This is a genomic window from Microbacterium hibisci, from assembly GCF_015278255.1.
GTDB lineage: Bacteria > Actinomycetota > Actinomycetes > Actinomycetales > Microbacteriaceae > Microbacterium > Microbacterium hibisci.
Window position 1 is genome coordinate 19,297 of sequence record NZ_JADIJC010000005.1, and the last position, 20,349, is coordinate 39,645.

Consider the following 20,349-nt stretch of genomic DNA (forward strand, 5'->3'; position numbering starts at 1 on the left):
CTGCGGAGCCGCCCGGTCAGGGCATCCGGCTGACGAACCTGTGCGCGTCGATGCCCTTGCGCCGCGAGGTGCGGGAGCTCTTCGGCTTTCCGCCCACGTACAGCCACCCCAGGAGCTCTTCGTTCTTCTTCAGCCCGTGCGCCTTCGCCACGGCCTTGGCGCGCGTGTAGTGGCCGGTGCGCCAGATGACGCCCCAGCCCGCCTCGTCGAGCAGCAGACTCAGCACGTGGGCCACACCCGAGGCGACGGCCTCCTGCTCCCACGCGGGCACCTTGTGGCTCTTGCGGTGCGTGAACACGACGGCGACGAGCAGCGGCGCGCGCAGCGGCTTCGACGACGAACCCTTCTCACCCTCGGCCTTGCTGATCGCCCGGCCGAGCCGTTCACGGTCCGCGCCGCGCAGCTCGATGAGCCGCCACGGCTTCAGCGACGAGTGATCGGCGACGCGGCCGGCGGCCGCGACGAGGTCGAGCAGCTCCTGGTGGCTCGGCGCCTCGTCGGTGACCTTCGACCACGACCGGCGGGAGAGGGCCGCATCGCGTGCGCCGGTCATCAGGCGTCCTGCCCGTCGGTGCCGGGGGTGAACTGGAGGGAGATCGAGTTCATGCAGTAGCGGTCGCCGGTGGGCGTGCCGAACCCGTCGGGGAAGACGTGCCCGAGGTGCGAGCCGCAGTTCGCGCAGCGCACCTCGGTGCGCACCATGCCGTGGCTGTTGTCTTCGATGAGCTCGACGGCCTCGGGACGGATCGACTCGTAGAAGCTCGGCCACCCGCAGTGCGAGTCGAACTTCGTGCCGCTGCGGAACAGCTCGGCGCCGCACGCCGCGCACGTGTACAGGCCGGCACGGCTCTCGTCGAGCAGCTCGCCGGTCCACGGTCGCTCGGTGCCGGCTTGACGCAGCACCGCGTACTGGTCGGCGGACAGCTCTTCGCGCCACTGTGCGTCGCTCTTGTCGACGGCGTAGGTCATGGTTCCTCCTCGGCCGGGTTTCCGGGCACCCTCCATTCAACCTCAGCCGCCCGGGCGTCGGGTCGTCGCGAGTGATCGTGACCGCACCGGTGGGGGAGGATGGCGGGATGGGCGACGACTTCGGCGGCGAGATCGACGCCGTCGTGGACCGCTACGGCCGGTTCGCCCGCGACGAGGCGCCGGGCCGCTCGGCGCTGTACGCCGAGTGGGCGGCGGGGGTGGCCGCCGACCGCGACATCGCCGGCATCCTCGCGCGCATCCCCTCCGCGCGCCGCCAGCCGCCGCTCGTCTTCGCCGTCTCACGCCTGCTCGGCGCACCCGAGCAGCCGTTCCCGGCGTGGGCGGCCTGGCTCACCGGGCATGCCGATGAGCTCGTGGCCGAGGCATCCGTCCGCCGGCTCCAGACGAACGAGCCGCAGCGCAGTGCTGCGCTCCTTCCCGCGCTGGCTACGATCAGCGGCCCGATCGCGCTGCTCGAGCTCGGCGCGAGCGCGGGGCTGTGCCTGTATCCCGACCGCTACTCGTACGACTATCGCGGGCCCGAGGGGGTCACCGCGCTGGATCCCGGGTCGGGACCGTCGTCCGTCGCGCTGGCGTGCGACGTCACGGGCGACCCGCCGCTGCGGATGCCCGAGGTGGTGTGGCGCGCCGGGATCGATCTCGAGCCGCTCGATGCCGGCGACCCGCGCGACCGCCGCTTCCTCACGAGCCTGGTGTGGCCCGGTGAGACCGGCAGGGTCGAGCGCATCGCCGCCGCGCTCGACATCGTCGCGGCCGATCCGCCGCTGCTGCTCGCCGGCGACGCGTCCGACCCCCGGGTGCTGGGCGAGGCCGCGGCGATGGCACCGGACGGCGCGACGCTCGTCGTCACCACGCCCGGGGTGCTTCCGCACATCCCGCACGCCGGGCGAGAGCGCCTCGTCGAGGCCGTCCGCGCCCTGGACGCGGTGTGGATCACGATCGACCCGCCGGGCCTCCACGAGTGGCGGCGGCACGTGGTCGATCCCGTGACCTGGGGCGGCTTCGTGCTCGCCCGCGACGGCGCGCCGCTGGCGGCGGTCGATCCGCTCGGTGCGTTCGTGCGCTGGCGCGCGTCGCACACGGAGGAGACGGATGCCGCGGGCTAGCGTGGACGCGTGCCTCTGACCGATCGCGACCGCGCCATCCTCGACTTCGAGGCCGAGTGGCGCCGGCACGCGGGGGCCAAGGAGGAGGCGATCCGCGCCGACCTCGGTCTGTCACCCGCTCGCTACTATCAGCTGCTCGGGCGCCTCATCGACACGACCGAGGCGCAGCAGCACGACCCGATGCTGGTGAAGCGGCTCCGCCGCCTGCGCGACGCGCGACGGCACGAGCGCGCGGTGCGCGCCGCCGACGCGCACTGACCGGGCAGTCCGCACGAGACGTCTGTCGCCGCCGGGTCGCTCAGGATTCGGCGGGTAACATCGACGGGTGCCGACCACGACGTACCCCCGGGATCGCTTCGATGAAGTGCCCGAGACGGACCGCGTCGGCGCCCACCGGGCCGAGAACCCGCGCATGCGGGGGTGGGTCGTGCTGCTGTGGGCGGCGCTGGCCACCATCGTGCTCATCGCCGTCGGCATCTTCGGCACGCTGCTGGCCTCCGGCCGGATCGAACTCGCCCCGAGCCCCGCACCCACCGCCGAACCGGTGACGGAAGTCGCACCGGTCGTCGACCCGACCTTCGACGTGATGATCCTCAACGCGACGCCGGAGTCGGGTCTCGCGACCCAGCTGAAGGAGGTCGTGGTCACGGCCGGCTGGGCCGACGACAAGGTCAGTGCGGGTGAGGCCGGATCACAGGACTTCCCGACAACGACGGTCTTCTACGTCGATCCGGCGCACGAGGCCGCCGCCGCGGGCCTCGCGGACGTCATCGGCGGCGCCGCGATCGAGCAGAGCGACGCCTACCCGCCCACGACGGAGGGTGTTCCGCAACTGACCGTCGTGATCGGGCTGGATCGCACGGCGGCGGGTCAGACGCCGGCCCCTACGCCCTGATCGCGGCACGGCGTGTTTCGCGGGGGTAAACACTTGTGTGCCTGCGTGTCAACAAGTGACGAAACGCGCGGGAGCCGCATCGGCGCCTGCATACGATGAAGCCCTGCACCGCCGGCTACAGGAGATACGCATGACCCAGGGCACCGTGAAATGGTTCAACGCCGAGAAGGGATTCGGCTTCATCACCGTCGCCGACGGCCAGGACGTCTTCGTCCACTACTCGAACATCGACATGACGGGCTTCCGCGTGCTGGAAGAGGGTCAGACCGTGGAGTTCACGGTCGGCTCCGGCCAGAAGGGGCCGCAGGCCGAGGCCGTGCGCGTGGTCTGAACCGCGGGAACCGGCGTGCGACGCCGGTCCGACGCCGAGACGGGATGCCTCAGGGCATCCCGTCTCGCTGCGTTTCGGCATCCGTCATCGCGGCTTGCACTCGATAGGGGCGAGTGCCAGAATGTATTAGCACTCGCGTTTGTTGAGTGCTAATACCCAAAAGCCAACGTTCCGGAGGGACGACACACACATGGCAAAGATCATCGCTTTCGACGAGGAGGCCCGTCGCGGCCTCGAGCGCGGCCTGAACACCCTGGCCGACGCCGTCAAGGTGACGCTCGGCCCGCGCGGTCGCAACGTCGTGCTCGAGAAGAAGTGGGGCGCCCCCACGATCACGAACGACGGTGTCTCCATCGCCAAGGAGATCGAGCTGGACGACCCGTACGAGAAGATCGGCGCGGAGCTCGTCAAGGAGGTCGCCAAGAAGACCGACGACGTCGCCGGTGACGGCACCACCACCGCCACGGTTCTCGCCCAGGCGCTCGTGCGCGAGGGCCTGCGCAACGTGGCGGCCGGCGCCGACCCCATCTCGCTCAAGAAGGGCATCGAGAAGGCCGTCGCGGCCATCACCGCCGAGCTGCTCGAGTCGGCCAAGGAGGTCGAGTCGAAGGACCAGATCGCGGCGACCGCATCGATCTCGGCCGCTGACCCGGAGATCGGCCAGCTCATCGCCGAGGCCATCGACAAGGTCGGCAAGGAAGGCGTCGTCACCGTCGAGGAGTCGCAGACCTTCGGCACCGAGCTCGAGCTCACCGAGGGCATGCGCTTCGACAAGGGCTACATCAACCCCTACTTCGTCACCGACCCGGAGCGCCAGGAGGCGGTCTTCGAGGACCCGTACATCCTGATCGCGAACCAGAAGATCTCGAACATCAAGGACCTTCTGCCTGTCGTCGACAAGGTGATCCAGGACGGCAAGGAGCTCGTCATCATCGCCGAGGACGTCGAGGGTGAGGCTCTCGCGACCCTCGTGCTCAACAAGATCCGCGGCATCTTCAAGTCGGTCGCCGTCAAGGCCCCCGGCTTCGGCGACCGTCGCAAGGCGCAGCTGCAGGACATCGCGATCCTCACCGGCGGCCAGGTCATCACCGAGGAGGTCGGTCTCAAGCTCGAGAACGCCACCCTCGACCTGCTCGGCCGTGCGCGCAAGGTCATCGTCACCAAGGACGAGACCACGATCGTCGAGGGTGCCGGCGAGGCGGACCAGATCGAGGGTCGCGTGACCCAGATCCGCCGCGAGATCGACAACACCGACAGCGACTACGACCGCGAGAAGCTGCAGGAGCGCCTCGCCAAGCTCGCCGGCGGCGTGGCCGTCATCAAGGCGGGCGCGGCCACCGAGGTCGAGCTCAAGGAGCGCAAGCACCGCATCGAGGACGCCGTCCGCAACGCGAAGGCGGCCGTCGAGGAGGGCATCGTCCCCGGCGGTGGCGTCGCGCTCATCCAGTCGGGCCGCAAGGCTCTCGACGCGCTCGAGCTCTCGGGTGACGAGGCGACCGGTGCCAACATCGTGCGTGTCGCGATCGAGGCTCCGCTGAAGCAGATCGCCCTCAACGCCGGTCTCGAGCCGGGTGTCGTCGCGAACAAGGTCTCGGAGCTCCCCGCGGGCCACGGCCTCAACGCCGCCTCGGGCGAGTACGGTGACCTGTTCCAGCAGGGCATCATCGACCCCGCCAAGGTGACCCGTTCGGCGCTGCAGAACGCCGCGTCGATCGCCGGCCTCTTCCTCACGACCGAGGCCGTCGTCGCCGACAAGCCCGAGAAGGCCGCCGCCCCCGTCGGCGACCCGACCGGTGGCATGGACTTCTGATCCAGAACTCCACGACCGCGTAGCGCGTTCACAGGACGGCCCCTCTTCGGAGGGGCCGTTCTGCGTTCTGCCGAGTGGGTCAGCGGAACAGGCTGGTGGTCGCCAGTTCCGTGTCGGCGTACTGACGCCCGGCCGCCGCCAGTGCGGTGTTGATGTTCGCCAGCGACTCCTCGACCTGACGCTGTGTCGCCCGCCACTGCTCGACGACGCCCGCGAACGCGGCCGACGCGGTGCCGGTCCACGAGGACTGCAGCTGCGTGAGCTGCGCGAGCATGGCGTTCGACTCGGCCTGGAGCCGGTCGATCGTGCCGCGCACCGAGGCGGTGGAGGTGAGGATGCTGTCGCTGTCGACGGTGAAGACGGCCATGAGGGCTCCTGATCGATGTGCGGTGGCCGGATGCCGAACCCGCGGTGCCCGCAACGCTAAGGGTCCGCACGGAAGCGGGTCGCGGCATCCGTGGTCATCTGTGGAGCGGGCGCGGACCGCCCCGGCTGGGGAGGAACCGCGTCACTCGGTGGCGTCCGCCAGGCGCGGCAGCGGCTGCGTCGGGATCTCGAGGTGCTCGGCCGCATCGCGGACGTCGGCCAGGGGGAACGCGACGCGGAACGTCGCGCCGCCACCGGGGGTGTCGACCACGCCGACCGAGCCGTGCAGCGCCTCGACGATCGACGCGACGATCGAGAGGCCCAGCCCCGATCCGCCGGTCTCGCGCGTGCGCGACGTGTCGGCGCGCCAGAAACGCTGGAAGATCTTGTCCTTGATCTGATCGGGCACGCCTTCGCCGTGGTCGATCACCTCGATCCAGCCCATGCGATCGCGGGCGTCGACGCCCACGCGCAGCTCGATGGGGGAGTCCTCCGACGAGTAGCGCCGGGCGTTGCCGAGGAGGTTCGTCACGACCTGGCGGATGCGGTTCTCGTCGCCGAGCACCACCGGCGCCAGCACCTCGCGCGTCGGCGGCTCTTCCGGCTCGGGGAGGAGCGGAGACGGCACATCGCGGGCGGACCCGGCCGCGGGCAGCGGCTTGGGCCGGCGCCGCAGCAGTGACAGCGTGGCGCCCGCGCGCGAGATGGTGGAGGCTCCGGTCGTGCGGCGCTTGGCGTCGGGGGAGACGGATGCCTCGCCCTCGGGCGGCAACGGCGGCTCGTCCAGCGTGGAGTCGAGCACGGCGACCGGGCGCAGCGGCGCGGCCGCGCGCACGTCGAGCGCCGCATCCCGGGCCACCGGCCGCAGGTCGACGGGTCCGATGACCACGTCGCGGCGCTCGTCGAGGCGTGCGAGGGCGAGCAGGTCCTCGACGAGGAGGCCCATGCGGATCGCCTCCTTCTCGATGCGGTCCATCGACTGCGAGATGTCCTCCTCGCCGCGGACGGCCCCCATGCGGTAGAGCTCGGCGTAGCCGCGGACGGTCACCAGCGGGGTGCGCAGCTCGTGGCTGGCATCGCCGATGAACCGCCGCATCTGACGGACCGTCGCGTCGCGCTGCGAGAGGGCGGCGTCGACACGGTCCAGCATCGCGTTGATCGCCGTCTTCAGGCGGCCGACCTCGGTGGTCGTCGGCTCGATGTCGGTCATGCGCAGGCTGAAATCGCCGGCGGCGATCGCGTCGGCGGTCGACTCGACCTGCCCGAGGCTGCGGAAGGTGAGGGTCACCAGATACCTCGTGGCGACCGCCCCGCCGACCAGGATGAGGATGGCGAGGATGCTGTAGATGCCGATGTACGACGCGATCGTGCGGTTCACGGTCGCCAGCGGCACGGCGACCATCTGCGTGTAGAAGACGCCGGTGTTGCCGAGCTCCTGCACCGTCACGGTGGCACGGAACTCCGTCGTGCCGTCCTCGGACGGGATCGTCTTGATCTGAAGCTCCTGTGGAAGAGCGTGATCGAGCGGATAGATCTCGGGGAACGCGGGCGCCGGTCCGCCGCGGCCGCCGGCCGTCTCGAGCAGCTGACCCTCGTCGGGCTCGTACACCGCGACGAAGTAGTCGACCGAGGGGGCGTTGTCGATGGGCTCCGCCTCGAGCCGGCCCTCGTCCGAGCTGAGATTGAGCAGCGGGCTCGCGGCATCCGTCCGGGCGAGGGAGTCGACCTGCGTGTCGACCCCGTCGATCAGCGAGTTGCGCAGGAACAGGGCGGTGCCGACACCGGCGGCGAGGAGGCCCACAGCCAGGAGCACGACGGTGACCCCGGTGACCTTCGCGCGCAGACTCGTGCCGCGCCACCACCGGGTGACCGCATCGGGCTTGTGCGCCAGGTCGCCCCCTCCGCTCGGATCCGCGTTACGCGGTCTTGCCGGCCTTCAGCATGTAGCCGAAGCCGCGCTTGGTCTGGATGAGCGGCTCGGTCGAGTGCGGGTCGATCTTGCGGCGGAGATACGAGATGTAGCTCTCGACGATGCCGGCATCGCCGTTGAAGTCGTACTCCCACACGTGATCGAGGATCTGCGCCTTCGAGAGCACGCGGTTGGGGTTGAGCATGAGGTAGCGCAGGAGCTTGAACTCGGTGGGGCTGAGGTCGATGGAGGCCTCGCCCACCTGGACGTCGTGGGTGTCCTGGTCCATCGTGATCTCGCCGGCGCGGATCACGGACTCCTCGTCGGCCTGCATGGTGCGGCGGAGGATGGCCTGGATGCGTGCGACGATCTCGTCGAGGCTGAAGGGCTTCGTGACGTAGTCGTCGCCCCCGGCGTTGAGGCCGGTGATCTTGTCTTCGGTCTCGTCCTTCGCGGTGAGGAAGAGGATCGGCGCGGTGTAGCCGGCGCCGCGGAGACGCTTGGTGACGCTGAAGCCGTTCATGTCGGGCAGCATCACGTCGAGCACGATGAGATCGGGCTCCTCTTCGAGCACGGCCGAGATCGTCTGGGCACCGTTGGAGACGGCGCGAACCTGGAATCCGGCGAATCGCAGGCTCGTGATCAGCAGGTCGCGGATGTTCGGTTCGTCGTCCACGACGAGGATGCGCGGTGCGGTCATGCCCTCATTATGTCGGCGTAACCCATGCCAAGTCTGGATATCGGCGACGAGCGCGCGAATTCGTCGCGGCGGGGCCTCGCGGAAAGCGGGCGCGAGGTCTAGCGTCGGGGCCAGGCGAGCCGAGAGGAGTCGTCATGGCCCACATGGTGATCGTCGGCGGAGGCGTGGCCGGGGGAACCGCCGCGAAGGCGCTGCGCGACGAGGGGTTCGACGACCGCATCACCCTCGTCGCGGGAGAGCCGCATCCCCCGTACCAGCGTCCGCCGCTGTCGAAGGGGTATCTGGCCGGGAGCGAGGGGACGGATGCCGTCTACCTCCGCCCCGCGGACTGGTATGCCGATCGCGGCATCCGCCTGCTCACCGGGCTCTCCGCGACCTCGATCGATCCGTCGGCGCACGCGATCGAGCTGGAGGACGGCACCCGTCTGGACTACGACGCGGTGCTCCTCGCGACCGGAGCGACGCCCCGCATGATCCCGCTCGAGGGGCACGACCTGCCGGGGGTGGTGACGCTTCGGCGGCTCGAGGACTCCGACGATCTCGCCGACCGGCTCCGGGACGGGGGTCGTCGACTCGTGGTGATCGGCGGCGGATGGATCGGCATGGAGGTCGCGGCGACCGCACGCGGGTTCGGCAACGAGGTGGCGATCATCGAACGCGACGCCGTGCCGCTCGCGGCGGCGCTCGGACCCGAGATGGGCGAGGTCTTCGGCGCGCTGCACCGCGAGCACGGTGTCGACCTGCGGACCTCGGCCGGCATCGAGCGCATCGTGGGGGACCACGCGGCGGAAGGCGTCCTCGTCGACGGCGAGCTCCTGCCGGCCGACCTGGTGCTCGTCGGCGTCGGAGCCGCCCCGAACACCGCTCTCGCCGAGGCGGCCGGTCTCGACATCCTGAACGGCGTCCTCACCGACTCCGCGCTGCGCACCAGCGCTCCGGACGTGTTCGCGGCCGGTGACGTCGCGAACCCGTATCATCCCGTCATCCAGCGGCACCTCCGCAGCGAGCACTGGGCCAACGCGCTGAAGTCGGGCAAGGTGGTGGCCCGGTCGATGCTCGGGCAGCCGGCATCCTTCGACGAGATCCCGTACTTCTACACGGATCAGTACGACCTCAGCATGGAGCTGTCGGGGTACGCCCCGCTCATGGCGGATGCCGAGATCGTCGTGCGGGGCGACGTCGCCACCCGCGAGTTCATCGCGTTCTGGACGGATGACGGACGCGTGGTCGCGGGCATGAATGTCAACGCGGGCAACGTCAACAAGAAGGTGCAGGCGCTGATCCGCTCGGGGGAGCGCATCGACCGTGATCGGCTCCGCGACCCCGGCACGCCTCTCGAGTCTCTGCTGTCGTGACGGCTGGCCGGCGCTCGGCGCCGACCCTCGATGACGGCTGCCTCGGCCGCCGTCCGCGGTCGGTGCACCACGCGGCGGTCACGACCTCATTTCTTCCCCTGTCGATCCGGGACGCCGTGTATTAGGTTTCTCGTGATCGCGCCCACGAGGACGCGTGCATGCCGCGGGCGACGATGCCCGCCAGAAGGGGAGGGCCCTGTGCACACGCGCAAGACATCGATCGCACGACTGGCGGGAGGAGCGGTCATCGCCGCCACCACGCTCGCGATCGCTTTGGCCGGATCGGGGGCCGCCACCGCGGCGCCGCCGAACGGCCCGAACAACGGCGGGAACATCCCGAACGGTCCGACGATCGACATCCAGCTGCTGTCGTTCAACGACTTCCACGGCAACCTCGAGCCGCCCAGCGGATCCAGCGGCCGCCTCAACCTGCCCGACGGCACGAACACGGATACCCTCAAGCCTCCGGGGGTGGGCGGTGTCGAGTATCTTGCGACCCACCTCGATCAGGCACGCGTGGGTCACCGCTACTCGCTCACCGTGGCGGCCGGCGACCTGATCGGCGCTTCCCCGCTGCTCTCGGGCGCCTTCCACGACGAGCCGTCGATCGAGGCGCTCAACGCTCTCCACCTCGACGTCTCGGCGGTCGGCAACCACGAGTTCGACGAGGGCTACGTCGAGCTGCAGCGTATGGCGAACGGCGGATGCCTCGACGACGGCGACGGCGCGAACAACCAGAACTCCTGCCCGGACGGGTCGTTCGCGGGCGCCGACTTCGACTTCCTCGCTGCCAACGTCGTGTACGAGGGCACGAACGAGACGATCCTCCCCGCGTACTCGATCGAGAACATCAAGGGCGCGAAGATCGGCTTCATCGGCATGACGCTCGAGGAGACGCCCGACATCGTGACGGCGGCGGGCGTCGCGGGTCTCGACTTCAAGGACGAGGTCGAGACGGCCAACGCCCTGGTGCCCGTGCTCAAGGCGCAGGGTGTGAACGCGATCGTGGTGCTGATCCACCAGGGCGGCACGCCGCCCTCGTCCGCGGCGTACAACGCGGCGTGCGGCAACGGCGCGGAGATCGCGGCGAACAGCCCCATCATCCCGATCGCGAAGAACCTCGATCCCGCGATCGACCTGATCGTCTCGGGACACACGCACGCGCCGTACATCTGCAACATCAAGGACCCGGCGGGCCAGGACCGCCTGGTCACGTCGGCCTCGTCGTTCGGTCGCCTGTACACGGACACGAACCTCACGTACGACCGCCGCACGTCCGATATCGTGCGCACCTCGGTCACGAGCGCGAACATGCTCGTGACGCGCAATGTCGACCGCGACCCGGTGCAGACCGATCTGATCGCGAAGTACAAGGTGCTGGTGGAGCCGATCGCGAGCGAGGTGATCGGCAGCATCACCGCCGACCTCTCGAACGTCGGTAACGCAGCCGGTGAATCGCCTCTCGGCGACCTGATCGCCGATGCGCAGCTGGCGGATCCGAGCGTCGTCGGCGCGTACGCGACGCCGCAGATCGCCTTCATGAATCCGGGCGGCATCCGCACCTCTCTGACGTACTCCGCATCGTCCTGGGGTGAGCTTCCGGGCCAGATCACCTACGAGGAGGCGTTCAACGTCCAACCGTTCAACAACTACCTGGTCTCGCTCGATCTGACCGGAGCCGAGATCAAGACGCTGCTCGTGCAGCAGTGGACAGGTGCCAACGCCTCGCAGAACAAGGTCCTGCAGGTCAGCGAGGGGTTCACGTACACCTACACGGGCACCACGGTCACGTCGGTCAGCCTGAACGGCGTACCCCTGGACGACAACGCCACCTACCGGATCGTGACGAACAACTTCCTCGCCGGCGGCGGGGACGGGTTCTCAACCTTCGCGCAGGGTGGAGAGAACGTCTACTACGGCGGGCTCGACATCGATGCGTTCGCCGCGTACCTGACGGCGAACAGCCCGTACGCGCCGACGCCGCTGGACCGCATCATCAAGAACTAGTCCTGTGGACGCGAGATGCCCGGCGCTGCCTCGCAGCGCCGGGCATCTCGTCGTGCGTCAGGCCGCGAGCGAGTGCGCGTCCAGGATCGTGTAGGCGTAGCCCTGCTCGGCGAGGAACCGCTGACGGTTCTGGGCGAAGTCCTGATCGACGGTGTCGCGGGCGATCAGGGTGTAGAAGCTCGCGGTGTGGTTCGACTGCTTCGGGCGCAGCAGGCGCCCGAGTCGCTGGGCCTCCTCCTGGCGCGAGCCGAACGAGCCAGAGACCTGGATGGCGACGGATGCCTCGGGCAGGTCGATCGAGAAGTTCGCGACCTTCGACACCACCAGCACCGAGATCTCGCCCACGCGGAACGCCTGGTACAGCTCTTCGCGCTCGTCGACCGGCGTCTGGCCGGTGATCTTGGGCGCATCGAGCGCCTCGGCGAGCACGTCGATCTGGTCGAGGTACTGGCCGATGATGAGGATGCGCTCACCTTCGTGGCGCTCGACGAGCCGGCGCACGACGCCGATCTTCGCCGGCGCCGTCGCCGCGAGCCGGTACCGCTCGTCGTCGGCGGCCGCCGCGTACTCGAGGCGGTCGCCCGCGGGGAGGTCGACGCGGACCTCGTAGCAGACGGCCGGCGAGATGAAGCCCTGCGCCTCGATCTCCTTCCAGGGCGCGTCGAACCGCTTGGGTCCGATGAGGCTGAACACGTCGCCCTCGCGGCCGTCCTCGCGCACCAGCGTGGCGGTGAGTCCGAGGCGGCGTCGCGCCTGCAGGTCGGCGGTGAGCTTGAAGACCGGGGCGGGGAGCAGGTGCACCTCGTCGTAGACGATGAGGCCCCAGTCCAGGGCGTCCAGGAGCGCCAGGTGGGCGTACTGGCCCTTACGCTTCGCCGTCAGGATCTGGTAGGTCGCGATCGTGACCGGCTTGATCTCCTTGGTCTGACCGGAGTACTCGCCGATCTCCTCGGGCGTCAGCGATGTGCGCTTGAGGAGCTCGTCGCGCCACTGCCGGGCGCTGACGGTGTTCGTGACGAGGATGAGGGTCGTCGTCTTCGTCTCGGCCATCGCGCCCGCGCCGACGAGGGTCTTGCCCGCACCGCAGGGGAGCACCACGACGCCGGAGCCGCCGTCGGTGAAGATGTCGACGGCCTGGCGCTGGTACGGCCGCAGCTGCCAGCCGTCCTCCGCGAGATCGATGGGGTGGGGCGTTCCCGGCGTGTAGCCCGCGAGATCCTCAGCGGGCCAGCCGATCTTCAGGAGCTCCTGCTTGATGTGGCCGCGCGCCCACGCGTCGATGACGAACGCGTCGGGGGAGGGGCGGCCGATCAGCAGCGGCTGGATGCGCTTGTTCTTCGACACCTCGGCCAGGACCGCGGCATCCGTCGACCGCAGGATCAGCTCGCCGCCCGAGCCGTCCTCGGCGACCGGCGCGCGCTCGATGACGAGGCGGCCGTACCGGCCGACCGTCTCGGCGATGTCGATCGACACCGAGGGCGGCACCGGGAAGCGCGACCAGCGGTCGAGGGTGGCGAGCATGTCGTCGGCGTCGTGGCCGGCGGCGCGCGCGTTCCACAGCCCCAGGCGCGTGATGCGGTAGGTGTGGATGTGCTCGGGCGCCCGCTCGAGCTCCGCGAAGATCGCGAGCTCGTGCCGAGCGCTCTCGGCGTCGGGATGCGCGACTTCGAGGAGCACCGTGCGGTCACTCTGGACGATGAGGGGGCCGTCAGCCATAACGAGCCAGTCTACCGGCGGTGACGTGCAGCGGGTGCGCGCGGGCTGGTCGGGGCGTCGGGTCAGGCGGCGCTGACGCTCACGATGCTCGAGACGGGAAGGGTGCGCTCGATGTCGGCGGCACGGTCGCGGCCCCGCAGCCGCCCGCCGCCGAGACCGGCGGCCTCGAGCGTGAAGGCGCGCTCCGAGCCGTCGGGCATGCGCACGACCACGACGATCTCGGCACGGGCGCGCACCGCCTGCTCGAGTTCGCGCTCGAGCCACCCGTCTTCGCCCTCCGTGCCGTGCCCGCCGCGCAGCGTGCCGATGAGACGCGCGTACGTCTGCTCCGGAGGAGCGGCCGGTGCCGACGGAGTTGTCGCGGTGCGGCGGTGGATGGACTCGGTCCGGCCGTTCGCGTCGACGGCGACCACCGGGTAGCGCGCGTCGGCGAGCGTCCAGTACACGGCATCGCGTGCGACACGTGACGAGAGCGCGTCGTCGCCCTCGAGGACGAGCAGGCCCAGCGGCCGGAGCGCCTGGTCGACGGTGATCGCCTCGAGGAGCCCGTCGTCCGTGCTCTCGACCCGGGTCCGGCCGGTGGCCTCGTCCGCGCGCACGCGCACCAGGCCGTGGCGCGACGCCGTGCTGTCGATGAGATAGTCCAGCGGCTGCGGGATGCCGGTGAGCGAGAGCTCGGACAGGAACTCGCGCATCGATCCGGCCGTCTCGCCCTCGGTCATGCCGGCACCGAGCGACTCGGCGGTGAACCGATATGTGGATGCCTGCGCACGGGACTCGCGCACCGCGATGGACCGCAGCCGCAGGTCGAGCGCCGGCGCGAGCGGACCCGGCGCGATCGCGGTGAGGTCGGCCTGGAGGTACACGCGGTCGATCTCGGCCGGGAGGTACGGCGCCATGGTTGCGGCATCCGCCTCGTCGCCGGCGCGGAGCGCCGCGGTCCACGGGAACTCGCCGGGCGCGTCGGCGAACAGCCCCCAGCGCGCGCCGATGCGACGCAGGCGCTCCGCATGGGCAGGCCATTCGGGGTCGAGCGGGTATACCTCGGGCCAGGCGTCGGGCGGGAGGAAGCCCCCGCCCGATGTGCGCAGCCCGTCGGGCAGGCGCGCGCGGAATCCCTCGGCGATCGTGGCCCACCGCTGCGAGGTGGGTGCCTCCAGCCACCGCTCGCCGGCCTCGGTCACCGCCCACTCGCGCTCATGCGGCGTCGCGAGCCCCGCCGCCGCGGCCGAGGCGAGCAGATCCTCGAGATCGTCGGCGAACTCGATGGCGCCGGCATCCGTCAGCCGCCGCCGGTCGGCCGCGCTGACCGGGCCCGCTCCCGTGCGCGCGAGCGGCGTGTGCAGGCACGCGAGCAGCACGTCGGCGAGCGAGCCGGCCGTCGTGAACGCCCGCTCGGCCGCCGCGGCGGCCGAGCGGGGATCGGCGGACGCGGGCTCGGGGGCGGTGGGCGGAGCGGTGAAGGCTTCGGGCGCGGCCACGACCGCGGCGGCCACCCGGTCGGCGACCGGCGCGTATGCGACGCCGTCCTGGTCGACGAGGGCGAGCCGCGCGACCGCTCCGTCGGCCGACCCGGAGCCGGCGTGGAGTGAGAGCAGGTCGCGTCGGTCGAGGCGGGTGAGCGCCCGGTCGATCGAGGCCGGGTCGAGCAGTGCCTCGGCGGCATCGAAGAAGTCGTGCCAGGGCGCCTGCGGCGAGACGCCGCGGGCCGCGAGCGTCCGGGCGAGCGCGGCGTCACCGAGATCGGCGAGCCGCGTCGCGAGGGCGCGCGCGTCGGAGACCACCCGGGTCAGCCTCCTCGGTTCGCTCGGGACCTCCGCACGAAGCTCATGATCAGCACCGTGAGCAGCAGCGCGAACGCGACGATCGGGGCGACGTACACCAGCACGCCCACGAGAGGCCAGACGCCCGTCCGCATGTCGGCACCGGAGGCCGACCCGATCATGATCGCGAAGAAGCTCACGATCGAGAGCAGCAGCAGCCCCAGCGACATGAAGGCCAGGACGCGGTCGATGCGGCGGACCGGGACGTCGCCGGAGGGGTTCGTGCTCATCCGCTCCAGCCTACTCGCTGGCGCCGCGCGCGCGGCGCGGTGCGCCGCGCACGTGGGTCCGCCGGGCACGCGCTCGACTAGGCTGGGGGCGTGGGGTTGCGAGGCCCCGCGTTCGTCATGCTCGCCCGCGAGAGTTCGCGCGGCGCCCGATCCAGCGAGGTTTTCGATGCCCACCGGCAAGGTCAGGTTCTACGACGAGGAGAAGGGGTTCGGCTTCATCACCTCCGAAGACGGCCAGGACGTCTTCCTGCACGCCACGGCCCTGCCCGCCGGCACGCCCGCGCCGAAGGCGGGCACGCGCCTCGAGTTCGGCATCGCCGACGGCAAGCGCGGCCCGCAGGCGCTCTCGGTGCGCGTGCTCGAGGCTCCGGTGAGCCTCGCCAAGCGCTCCCGCAAGCCCGCCGACGACATGGCGATCATCATCGAGGACCTCGTGAAGCTGCTCGACGGCATCGGCGGCGACCTGCGCCACGGCCGGTACCCCAGCGGCGCGCACGGCAAGAAGGTCGCCGCGGTTCTGCGCAAGGTGGCCGATGAGCTCGACGCCTGATCCGATCGACCCCTCCGCCGACTTCCTCCTGGAGCTCGACGGTCCCGCCGGCGTGCCTGCCGCCGAGAAGTCGAGGGTGACGGATGCCGCGTCCGCTGCCGACGACGCCGCCCCGGTCGACGCGGCCGTGAGCGGCGACGAGGAAGGCACGGACGCCGAGCCGCTCGCCGAGGCTGCGGCTGAGTCCGTCGGCAGCGACGCGGAGTCTGCTGCCGCCGAATCCGAATCCGAAGGCGATGCTGAGGCTGAGGCTGAGACGGGAGCGGCTGTCGCGGCCGGAGCGGATGTCGCGGCCGAAGCGGAGGTCGCGGCCGAAGCGGAGGCGGACGCCGATGCAGAGGCCGGCGGTGAGGAACCCGCGCAGGACGAGCCGGCGGTGCCGGCCGAGCCGGATCCGCAGCTGCTGGCCGCTCACGACCTGGCGCTCGCCGCGCTGCGCGAGATCACGCCCGAGTCGACCATCGGCGAGGCCGCGGACTACCGCGTCGAGGCCGATGGTGTCGTCTCGCTGCGGTTCGCGAATCGCCTCGCCGGCTATCCGGGGTGGTACTGGACGGTGAGCCTCGCACGCGTGCAGGACGCCGAGCCGACCGTGCTCGAGGTCGAGCTGCTTCCGGGCGACGGCGCGCTGCTGGCGCCCGAATGGGTGCCGTGGGCCGTGCGCCTCGCCGACTACCACGCTGCCCAGGCCGCGCTGGCCGAGGCGGCGCACGCGGACGAGTCCGACGAAGACGACGAGGAACTGGACGACGTCGACGACCTGGATGCGTCGGACTTCGACGAGGACGGCTCGCCCATCCTCCACGCCGGCGACGTCGACGGCGTCGACATCGACGAGCTGGCAGACGCCGGTGCCGCGGATGACGGGTCCGACCACGACGATGAGGACGACGAGTTCGACGATCACGACGACTTCGACGATGTCGACGAGTCCGACGATGACGACGAGTCCGACGACGACGACGATGATGACGACGACTCCGACGAGGACGAGGACGACTCCGACGAGGACGAGGACGAGGACGACTCCGACGAGGACGACTCCGACGAGGACGAGGACGAGGACCTGAGAGAGTACTGACCCTCGTTCCGCACCCCTGACACGACGAAAGGGTGGATTCCGCCGCCCGCAGCGCGGCGGAATCCACCCTTTCGCGTCGGCATCAGCGGCGCTCGACCGCCTGCCTGTCGGGGGTGCTGCTGCTCACGCCGGCGGCGGAGACCTGGAAGCGGGCGCTCAGCAGCGCCTCGTCACGAGAGGACGGGCCGACCAGCAGCTCGAACTCGCCGGCCTCGACAAGACGCCGGCCCGCGGCATCCACGATCGTGCAGTCAGCCACAGGCAGCGACAGCTCCACGCTCGCCGTCTGCCCGGGTTCGAGGTCGACATGGCGGTACGCCTTGAGCTCCTTGTCGGCCCAGCTCACCGACGTCACGCTGTCGCGCACATAGACCTGGACGACCTCGTGGGCGGCGCGTCCGCCGGTGTTGCGGAGCTCCACGACGGCGCGGACCGTGTCGTCGGCGCCGAGCTCGGTGTCGACGATCCGCAGCCCCGAGTACTCCACCGAGGTGTACGACAGCCCTTCACCGAAGGCGAAGGCGGGGCTCTGCGTGAGGTCGGCGTACCGATCGCCGTGCTGCCCGCGGATCTGGTTGTAGTAGATCGGCAGCTGGCCGGCGTGGCGTGCGAACGACAGCGGCAGGCGGCCGCTCGGCTCGATGAGGCCGAGGAGCAGTTCGGCGATCGCCCGGCCCCCGCGCATGCCCGGGTTGGCCGCCCACACCAGGGCCGCGGCATCCGTCACCGCCGCCGGCAGCACGTGCGGCTTGGACGCCAGCAGCACGACCACGAGCGGCGTGCCGGTCGCGGCGAGCGCCTCGAGCATCGCGATCTGGCCGCCCACGAGCTCGAGCGTGGCCGTGGACCGTCCCTCGCCGACCAGCTCGATGCGGTCGCCGACCACCGCGACGACGTAGTCCGCGCCCTCGGCGGCGGCGACGGCTTCGGCGATGAGGGCGGCGTCGGGGGCGCTCGGCACCACCACCTGCGGCCGCGGCTGCCCGTCGGGGAAGAACGCACCCGCCGGGTCCTCCTCGAGGCGCAGGATGTCGGCGCCGCGGGCGTGGGTGATCTCCCAGTCGGCGGGGGCGTGCGCGCGCAGCCCGTCGAGCACGGTCGTGATCATCTCGCGGGGGTGGCCGTCGGGGATCCAGTCGACCTGGCCCGACGAGCCGGCCCAGTCGCCGAGTTGCGTCTGCGCGTCGTCCGCGAGCGGGCCGACGACCGCGATCCGGCGGCGGCCGGATGCCGCGGCCCGCGCGCGTCCGGAATCGTCGGCCACCAGCCCGCCGGCCAGCGGCAGCGTGCCGTCGTTGCGCAGCAGCACGAGGGACCGGCGCGCGACCTCGAGGTTCAGCGCGGCGTGCTCGGACGAGCCGACCGCGGTGGCGATGCGCTCGCGGTCGGGAAGGCGCGGGTTCTCGAACAGCCCGAACTCGAACTTCAGCAGCAGGATGCGCGTCACGGCGCGGTCGAGGGCGTCCTCGGACATGAGACCCTGCTCCAGGGCGTCGAGCGCGCCCTGGTAGAAGCCGGGCGTCGTCATGATCATGTCGTTGCCGGCGAGCACCGCCGCCGCGGCCGCGTGGGCGTAGTCGGGCTGCACCTTCTGCTCCCACACCATGCGGCCGACGTTGTCCCAGTCGGTGATCAGGGTGCCGGTATAGCCCCACTCGCCGCGCAGCACGTCGTTCAGGAGCCACTCGTTCACCGTGATCGGCACGCCGTCGGTCGTCTGGTAGCCGAGCATGAAGGTGCGGCATCCCTCCTTCGCCACCCGCTCGAACGGCGGCAGGAACCACGACCGCAGCTTGCGTCGCGAGAGGTCGGCCTCGCTCGCGTCGCGGCCGCCCTGCGTCTCGGAGTACCCCGCGAAGTGCTTCGCCGTCGCGAGGATCGCGGTCGGATCGTCCAGCCCGCCGCCCTGGTAGCCGCGGACCATCGCCGAGGCGAGCTCGCCGATGAGGAACGGATCCTCGCCGAACGTCTCGTCCACGCGGCCCCAGCGCAGGTCGCGGGTGATGCAGAGCACGGGCGAGAACGTCCAGTGGATGCCGGTGGCCGACACCTCGACGGCGGTCGCCCTCGCGACCCGCTCGGCGAGCCCGGCATCCCACGACGCCGCCATGCCGAGCTGGGTCGGGTAGATCGTCGCGCCCTCCCAGAACGAGTGCCCGTGGATGCAGTCCTCGCCGACGAGGAGCGGGATCTGCAGGCGCGTCCGCAGCGTCAGCTCGCGCGCCCGCAGCACCTTCTCGGGCGAGGCGTGCAGGATCGACCCCGCGTGCTTGTGCAGCACCTGGTCCTCGAGATCGTCGCGGGCGTCGAGCTGCAGCATCTGCCCGATCTTCTCCTCGACCGTCATGCGACCGAGGAGGTCGGCGATGCGGTCGGCGACGGGGAGCGAGACGTCGAGATAGGCCGGATCGGTCGCGCTGGTCACGCATTCTCCTGGGGCTGGATGTCGGTGCGCACGACGGTCACAGTCTCGTTCACGTTCATGCCCTTCTTCTTCATGGCGCGGGCGCGCTCACCTGCGGACCGCAGGCGGGGATTGACGTACTCATCGATGCCGAAGTTGATCAGCGACAGCGCGACGCCGATCGCGGCGATACACAGACCGGGCGGCATGAACCACCACCACTGGCCCTGGCGGAACGCGCCCTGCGCGCTCGCCCAGTTGAGGATCGTGCCCCAGTTGTACGTCGTCACCGGGATGATGCCGATGTAGGACAGCGTGGTCAGGCCGATGATCGCCGCCGTCACCGTGCCCACGAAGCTGGCGGCGATCAGCGCCATGAGATTCGGGAGCATCTCGACGGTGATGATGCGGCGCAGCGGCTCGCCGTTGGCTCGGGCGGCCTGCACGAAGTCGCGGCTGCGCAGCGACATCGTCTGCGCCCGCAGGACGCGTGCGCCCCACGCCCAGCCGATGAGGCCGAGCACGCCGGCGATGAGGATGAGCGGCGGGTCTTCGAACATCGAGGCGACGATGATGATCAGCGGGATGCCGGGGATCACGAGGAACACGTTCGTGAGCGCCGACAGGCCCTCGCTCTTCCAGCCGCGCAGGTAGCCCGACATCACGCCGACGACGATTGCGATGACCGTGGCGATGATCGCCGCGAGGAAGCCGACGACGATGACGCCGCGGGTGCCGTGGATGACCTGGCTCAGCACGTCCTCGCCGATGTGGGTGGTCCCGAGCCAGTGCGCGGCCGACGGCGGCTGGAACCGCGCCGTGTTGTCGACTTTCGTCGGCGAATACGGAGCGAGCACGTCGGCGAAGATCGCGACCAGCACGAAGAACCCGAGGATCGACAGGCCCGCGATCGACTTCTTGTTCCGGAACATCGCGAACGCCGAGCCCAGCTTCGACCACACCGTGGGCTTCTTCGGTGCGCCGGATGCCGCTGAGAGTGCGGTGCTGCGGACGGTGGCGGTCGCCGGCGTGTGGGCCGGTCGCTGTGCCGCGGTGTCGTTGGTGATCGTGTCCAT

19 protein-coding genes are annotated in these 20,349 nt (G+C 70.7%); 9 read left to right on the plus strand and 10 right to left on the minus strand.

What is annotated here, in order from left to right:
- Positions 1 to 16: 16 nt before the first annotated feature.
- Together IM770_RS10535 and msrB are read right to left on the minus strand one after the other, a co-directional pair.
- Positions 17 to 553 carry a nitroreductase family protein gene (locus tag IM770_RS10535; protein ID WP_203581105.1) on the minus strand — a complete coding sequence of 179 codons (537 nt, stop codon included), beginning with the start codon at positions 551 to 553 and terminating at the stop codon, positions 17 to 19.
- On the minus strand, positions 553 to 969 hold the full coding sequence (gene msrB, locus IM770_RS10540) for a peptide-methionine (R)-S-oxide reductase MsrB (RefSeq protein WP_203581106.1): 417 nt from the start codon (positions 967 to 969) through the stop codon (positions 553 to 555). Before msrB ends, IM770_RS10535 begins: the two co-directional genes overlap by 1 nt.
- 107 nt (positions 970 to 1,076) lie before the next feature.
- Here msrB and IM770_RS10545 point away from each other — a divergent pair, with 107 nt between their 5' ends.
- The 5 genes from IM770_RS10545 (at position 1,077) to groL (ending at position 5,132) form a co-directional block, all read left to right on the plus strand.
- Complete coding sequence (locus tag IM770_RS10545; RefSeq protein ID WP_203581107.1) at positions 1,077 to 2,096, plus strand: DUF2332 domain-containing protein; 1,020 nt, start codon at positions 1,077 to 1,079, stop codon at positions 2,094 to 2,096.
- Positions 2,097 to 2,105: 9 nt separating this feature from the next.
- Complete coding sequence (locus IM770_RS10550) at positions 2,106 to 2,354, plus strand: DUF3263 domain-containing protein (RefSeq protein ID WP_203581108.1); 249 nt, start codon at positions 2,106 to 2,108, stop codon at positions 2,352 to 2,354.
- A gap of 67 nt (positions 2,355 to 2,421) precedes the next feature.
- Positions 2,422 to 2,991: a LytR C-terminal domain-containing protein gene (locus tag IM770_RS10555; RefSeq protein ID WP_203581109.1), complete on the plus strand. Its 570-nt coding sequence runs from the start codon at positions 2,422 to 2,424 to the stop codon at positions 2,989 to 2,991.
- Between the two features lie 130 nt (positions 2,992 to 3,121).
- On the plus strand, positions 3,122 to 3,322 hold the full coding sequence (locus IM770_RS10560; RefSeq protein WP_109210192.1) for a cold-shock protein: 201 nt from the start codon (positions 3,122 to 3,124) through the stop codon (positions 3,320 to 3,322).
- Positions 3,323 to 3,512: 190 nt separating this feature from the next.
- The gene (gene groL, locus IM770_RS10565) at positions 3,513 to 5,132 is read left to right on the plus strand and encodes a chaperonin GroEL (protein WP_203581110.1); all 1,620 of its coding nucleotides are present in this window, start codon (positions 3,513 to 3,515) and stop codon (positions 5,130 to 5,132) included.
- 79 nt (positions 5,133 to 5,211) lie between these two features.
- On the opposite strand, the gene IM770_RS10570 is transcribed toward groL, so the two are convergent.
- The 3 genes from IM770_RS10570 to IM770_RS10580 all read right to left on the minus strand — a co-directional run bounded on the left by IM770_RS10570 (position 5,212) and on the right by IM770_RS10580 (position 8,107).
- Complete coding sequence (locus IM770_RS10570) at positions 5,212 to 5,499, minus strand: WXG100 family type VII secretion target (RefSeq protein ID WP_203581111.1); 288 nt, start codon at positions 5,497 to 5,499, stop codon at positions 5,212 to 5,214.
- Between the two features lie 141 nt (positions 5,500 to 5,640).
- On the minus strand, positions 5,641 to 7,311 hold the full coding sequence (locus tag IM770_RS10575; RefSeq protein ID WP_307785431.1) for a sensor histidine kinase: 1,671 nt from the start codon (positions 7,309 to 7,311) through the stop codon (positions 5,641 to 5,643).
- Positions 7,312 to 7,414: 103 nt separating this feature from the next.
- Positions 7,415 to 8,107: a response regulator transcription factor gene (locus IM770_RS10580; RefSeq protein ID WP_109210196.1), complete on the minus strand. Its 693-nt coding sequence runs from the start codon at positions 8,105 to 8,107 to the stop codon at positions 7,415 to 7,417.
- A gap of 134 nt (positions 8,108 to 8,241) precedes the next feature.
- Here IM770_RS10580 and IM770_RS10585 point away from each other — a divergent pair, with 134 nt between their 5' ends.
- On the plus strand, positions 8,242 to 9,462 hold the full coding sequence (locus IM770_RS10585) for an NAD(P)/FAD-dependent oxidoreductase (protein WP_203581112.1): 1,221 nt from the start codon (positions 8,242 to 8,244) through the stop codon (positions 9,460 to 9,462).
- A 198-nt stretch (positions 9,463 to 9,660) separates the two neighbouring features.
- A complete protein-coding gene (locus tag IM770_RS10590; protein ID WP_307785432.1) occupies positions 9,661 to 11,469 on the plus strand; it encodes a bifunctional metallophosphatase/5'-nucleotidase in 1,809 nt (602 codons plus the stop codon).
- A gap of 57 nt (positions 11,470 to 11,526) precedes the next feature.
- Here the strand turns inward: IM770_RS10590 and IM770_RS10595 are convergent, their stop codons facing one another.
- The 3 genes from IM770_RS10595 to IM770_RS10605 form a co-directional block, all read right to left on the minus strand.
- Positions 11,527 to 13,185 carry a DNA repair helicase XPB gene (locus IM770_RS10595; RefSeq protein WP_203581114.1) on the minus strand — a complete coding sequence of 553 codons (1,659 nt, stop codon included), beginning with the start codon at positions 13,183 to 13,185 and terminating at the stop codon, positions 11,527 to 11,529.
- 62 nt (positions 13,186 to 13,247) lie between these two features.
- A complete protein-coding gene (locus IM770_RS18180) occupies positions 13,248 to 14,969 on the minus strand; it encodes a helicase-associated domain-containing protein (RefSeq protein ID WP_203581115.1) in 1,722 nt (573 codons plus the stop codon).
- Positions 14,970 to 14,974: 5 nt separating this feature from the next.
- A complete protein-coding gene (locus IM770_RS10605) occupies positions 14,975 to 15,238 on the minus strand; it encodes a multidrug ABC transporter ATPase (RefSeq protein WP_203581116.1) in 264 nt (87 codons plus the stop codon).
- Between the two features lie 166 nt (positions 15,239 to 15,404).
- Here IM770_RS10605 and IM770_RS10610 point away from each other — a divergent pair, with 166 nt between their 5' ends.
- Both IM770_RS10610 and IM770_RS10615 read left to right on the plus strand, forming a co-directional pair.
- Entirely contained in the window at positions 15,405 to 15,788 is a 384-nt protein-coding gene (locus IM770_RS10610; protein WP_203581117.1) for a cold-shock protein, read from the plus strand.
- Positions 15,772 to 16,869, plus strand: a complete 1,098-nt coding sequence (locus IM770_RS10615) for a DUF3027 domain-containing protein (RefSeq protein ID WP_203581118.1) — start codon at positions 15,772 to 15,774, stop codon at positions 16,867 to 16,869. Before IM770_RS10610 ends, IM770_RS10615 begins: the two co-directional genes overlap by 17 nt.
- 82 nt (positions 16,870 to 16,951) lie before the next feature.
- Here IM770_RS10615 and IM770_RS10620 read toward each other — a convergent pair whose 3' ends face one another.
- Positions 16,952 to 19,294: an exo-beta-d-1,3/1,6-glucosidase gene (locus IM770_RS10620; protein ID WP_307785433.1), complete on the minus strand. Its 2,343-nt coding sequence runs from the start codon at positions 19,292 to 19,294 to the stop codon at positions 16,952 to 16,954.
- Positions 19,291 to 20,349: an ABC transporter permease gene (locus IM770_RS10625; protein WP_239066074.1), complete on the minus strand. Its 1,059-nt coding sequence runs from the start codon at positions 20,347 to 20,349 to the stop codon at positions 19,291 to 19,293. Before IM770_RS10625 ends, IM770_RS10620 begins: the two co-directional genes overlap by 4 nt.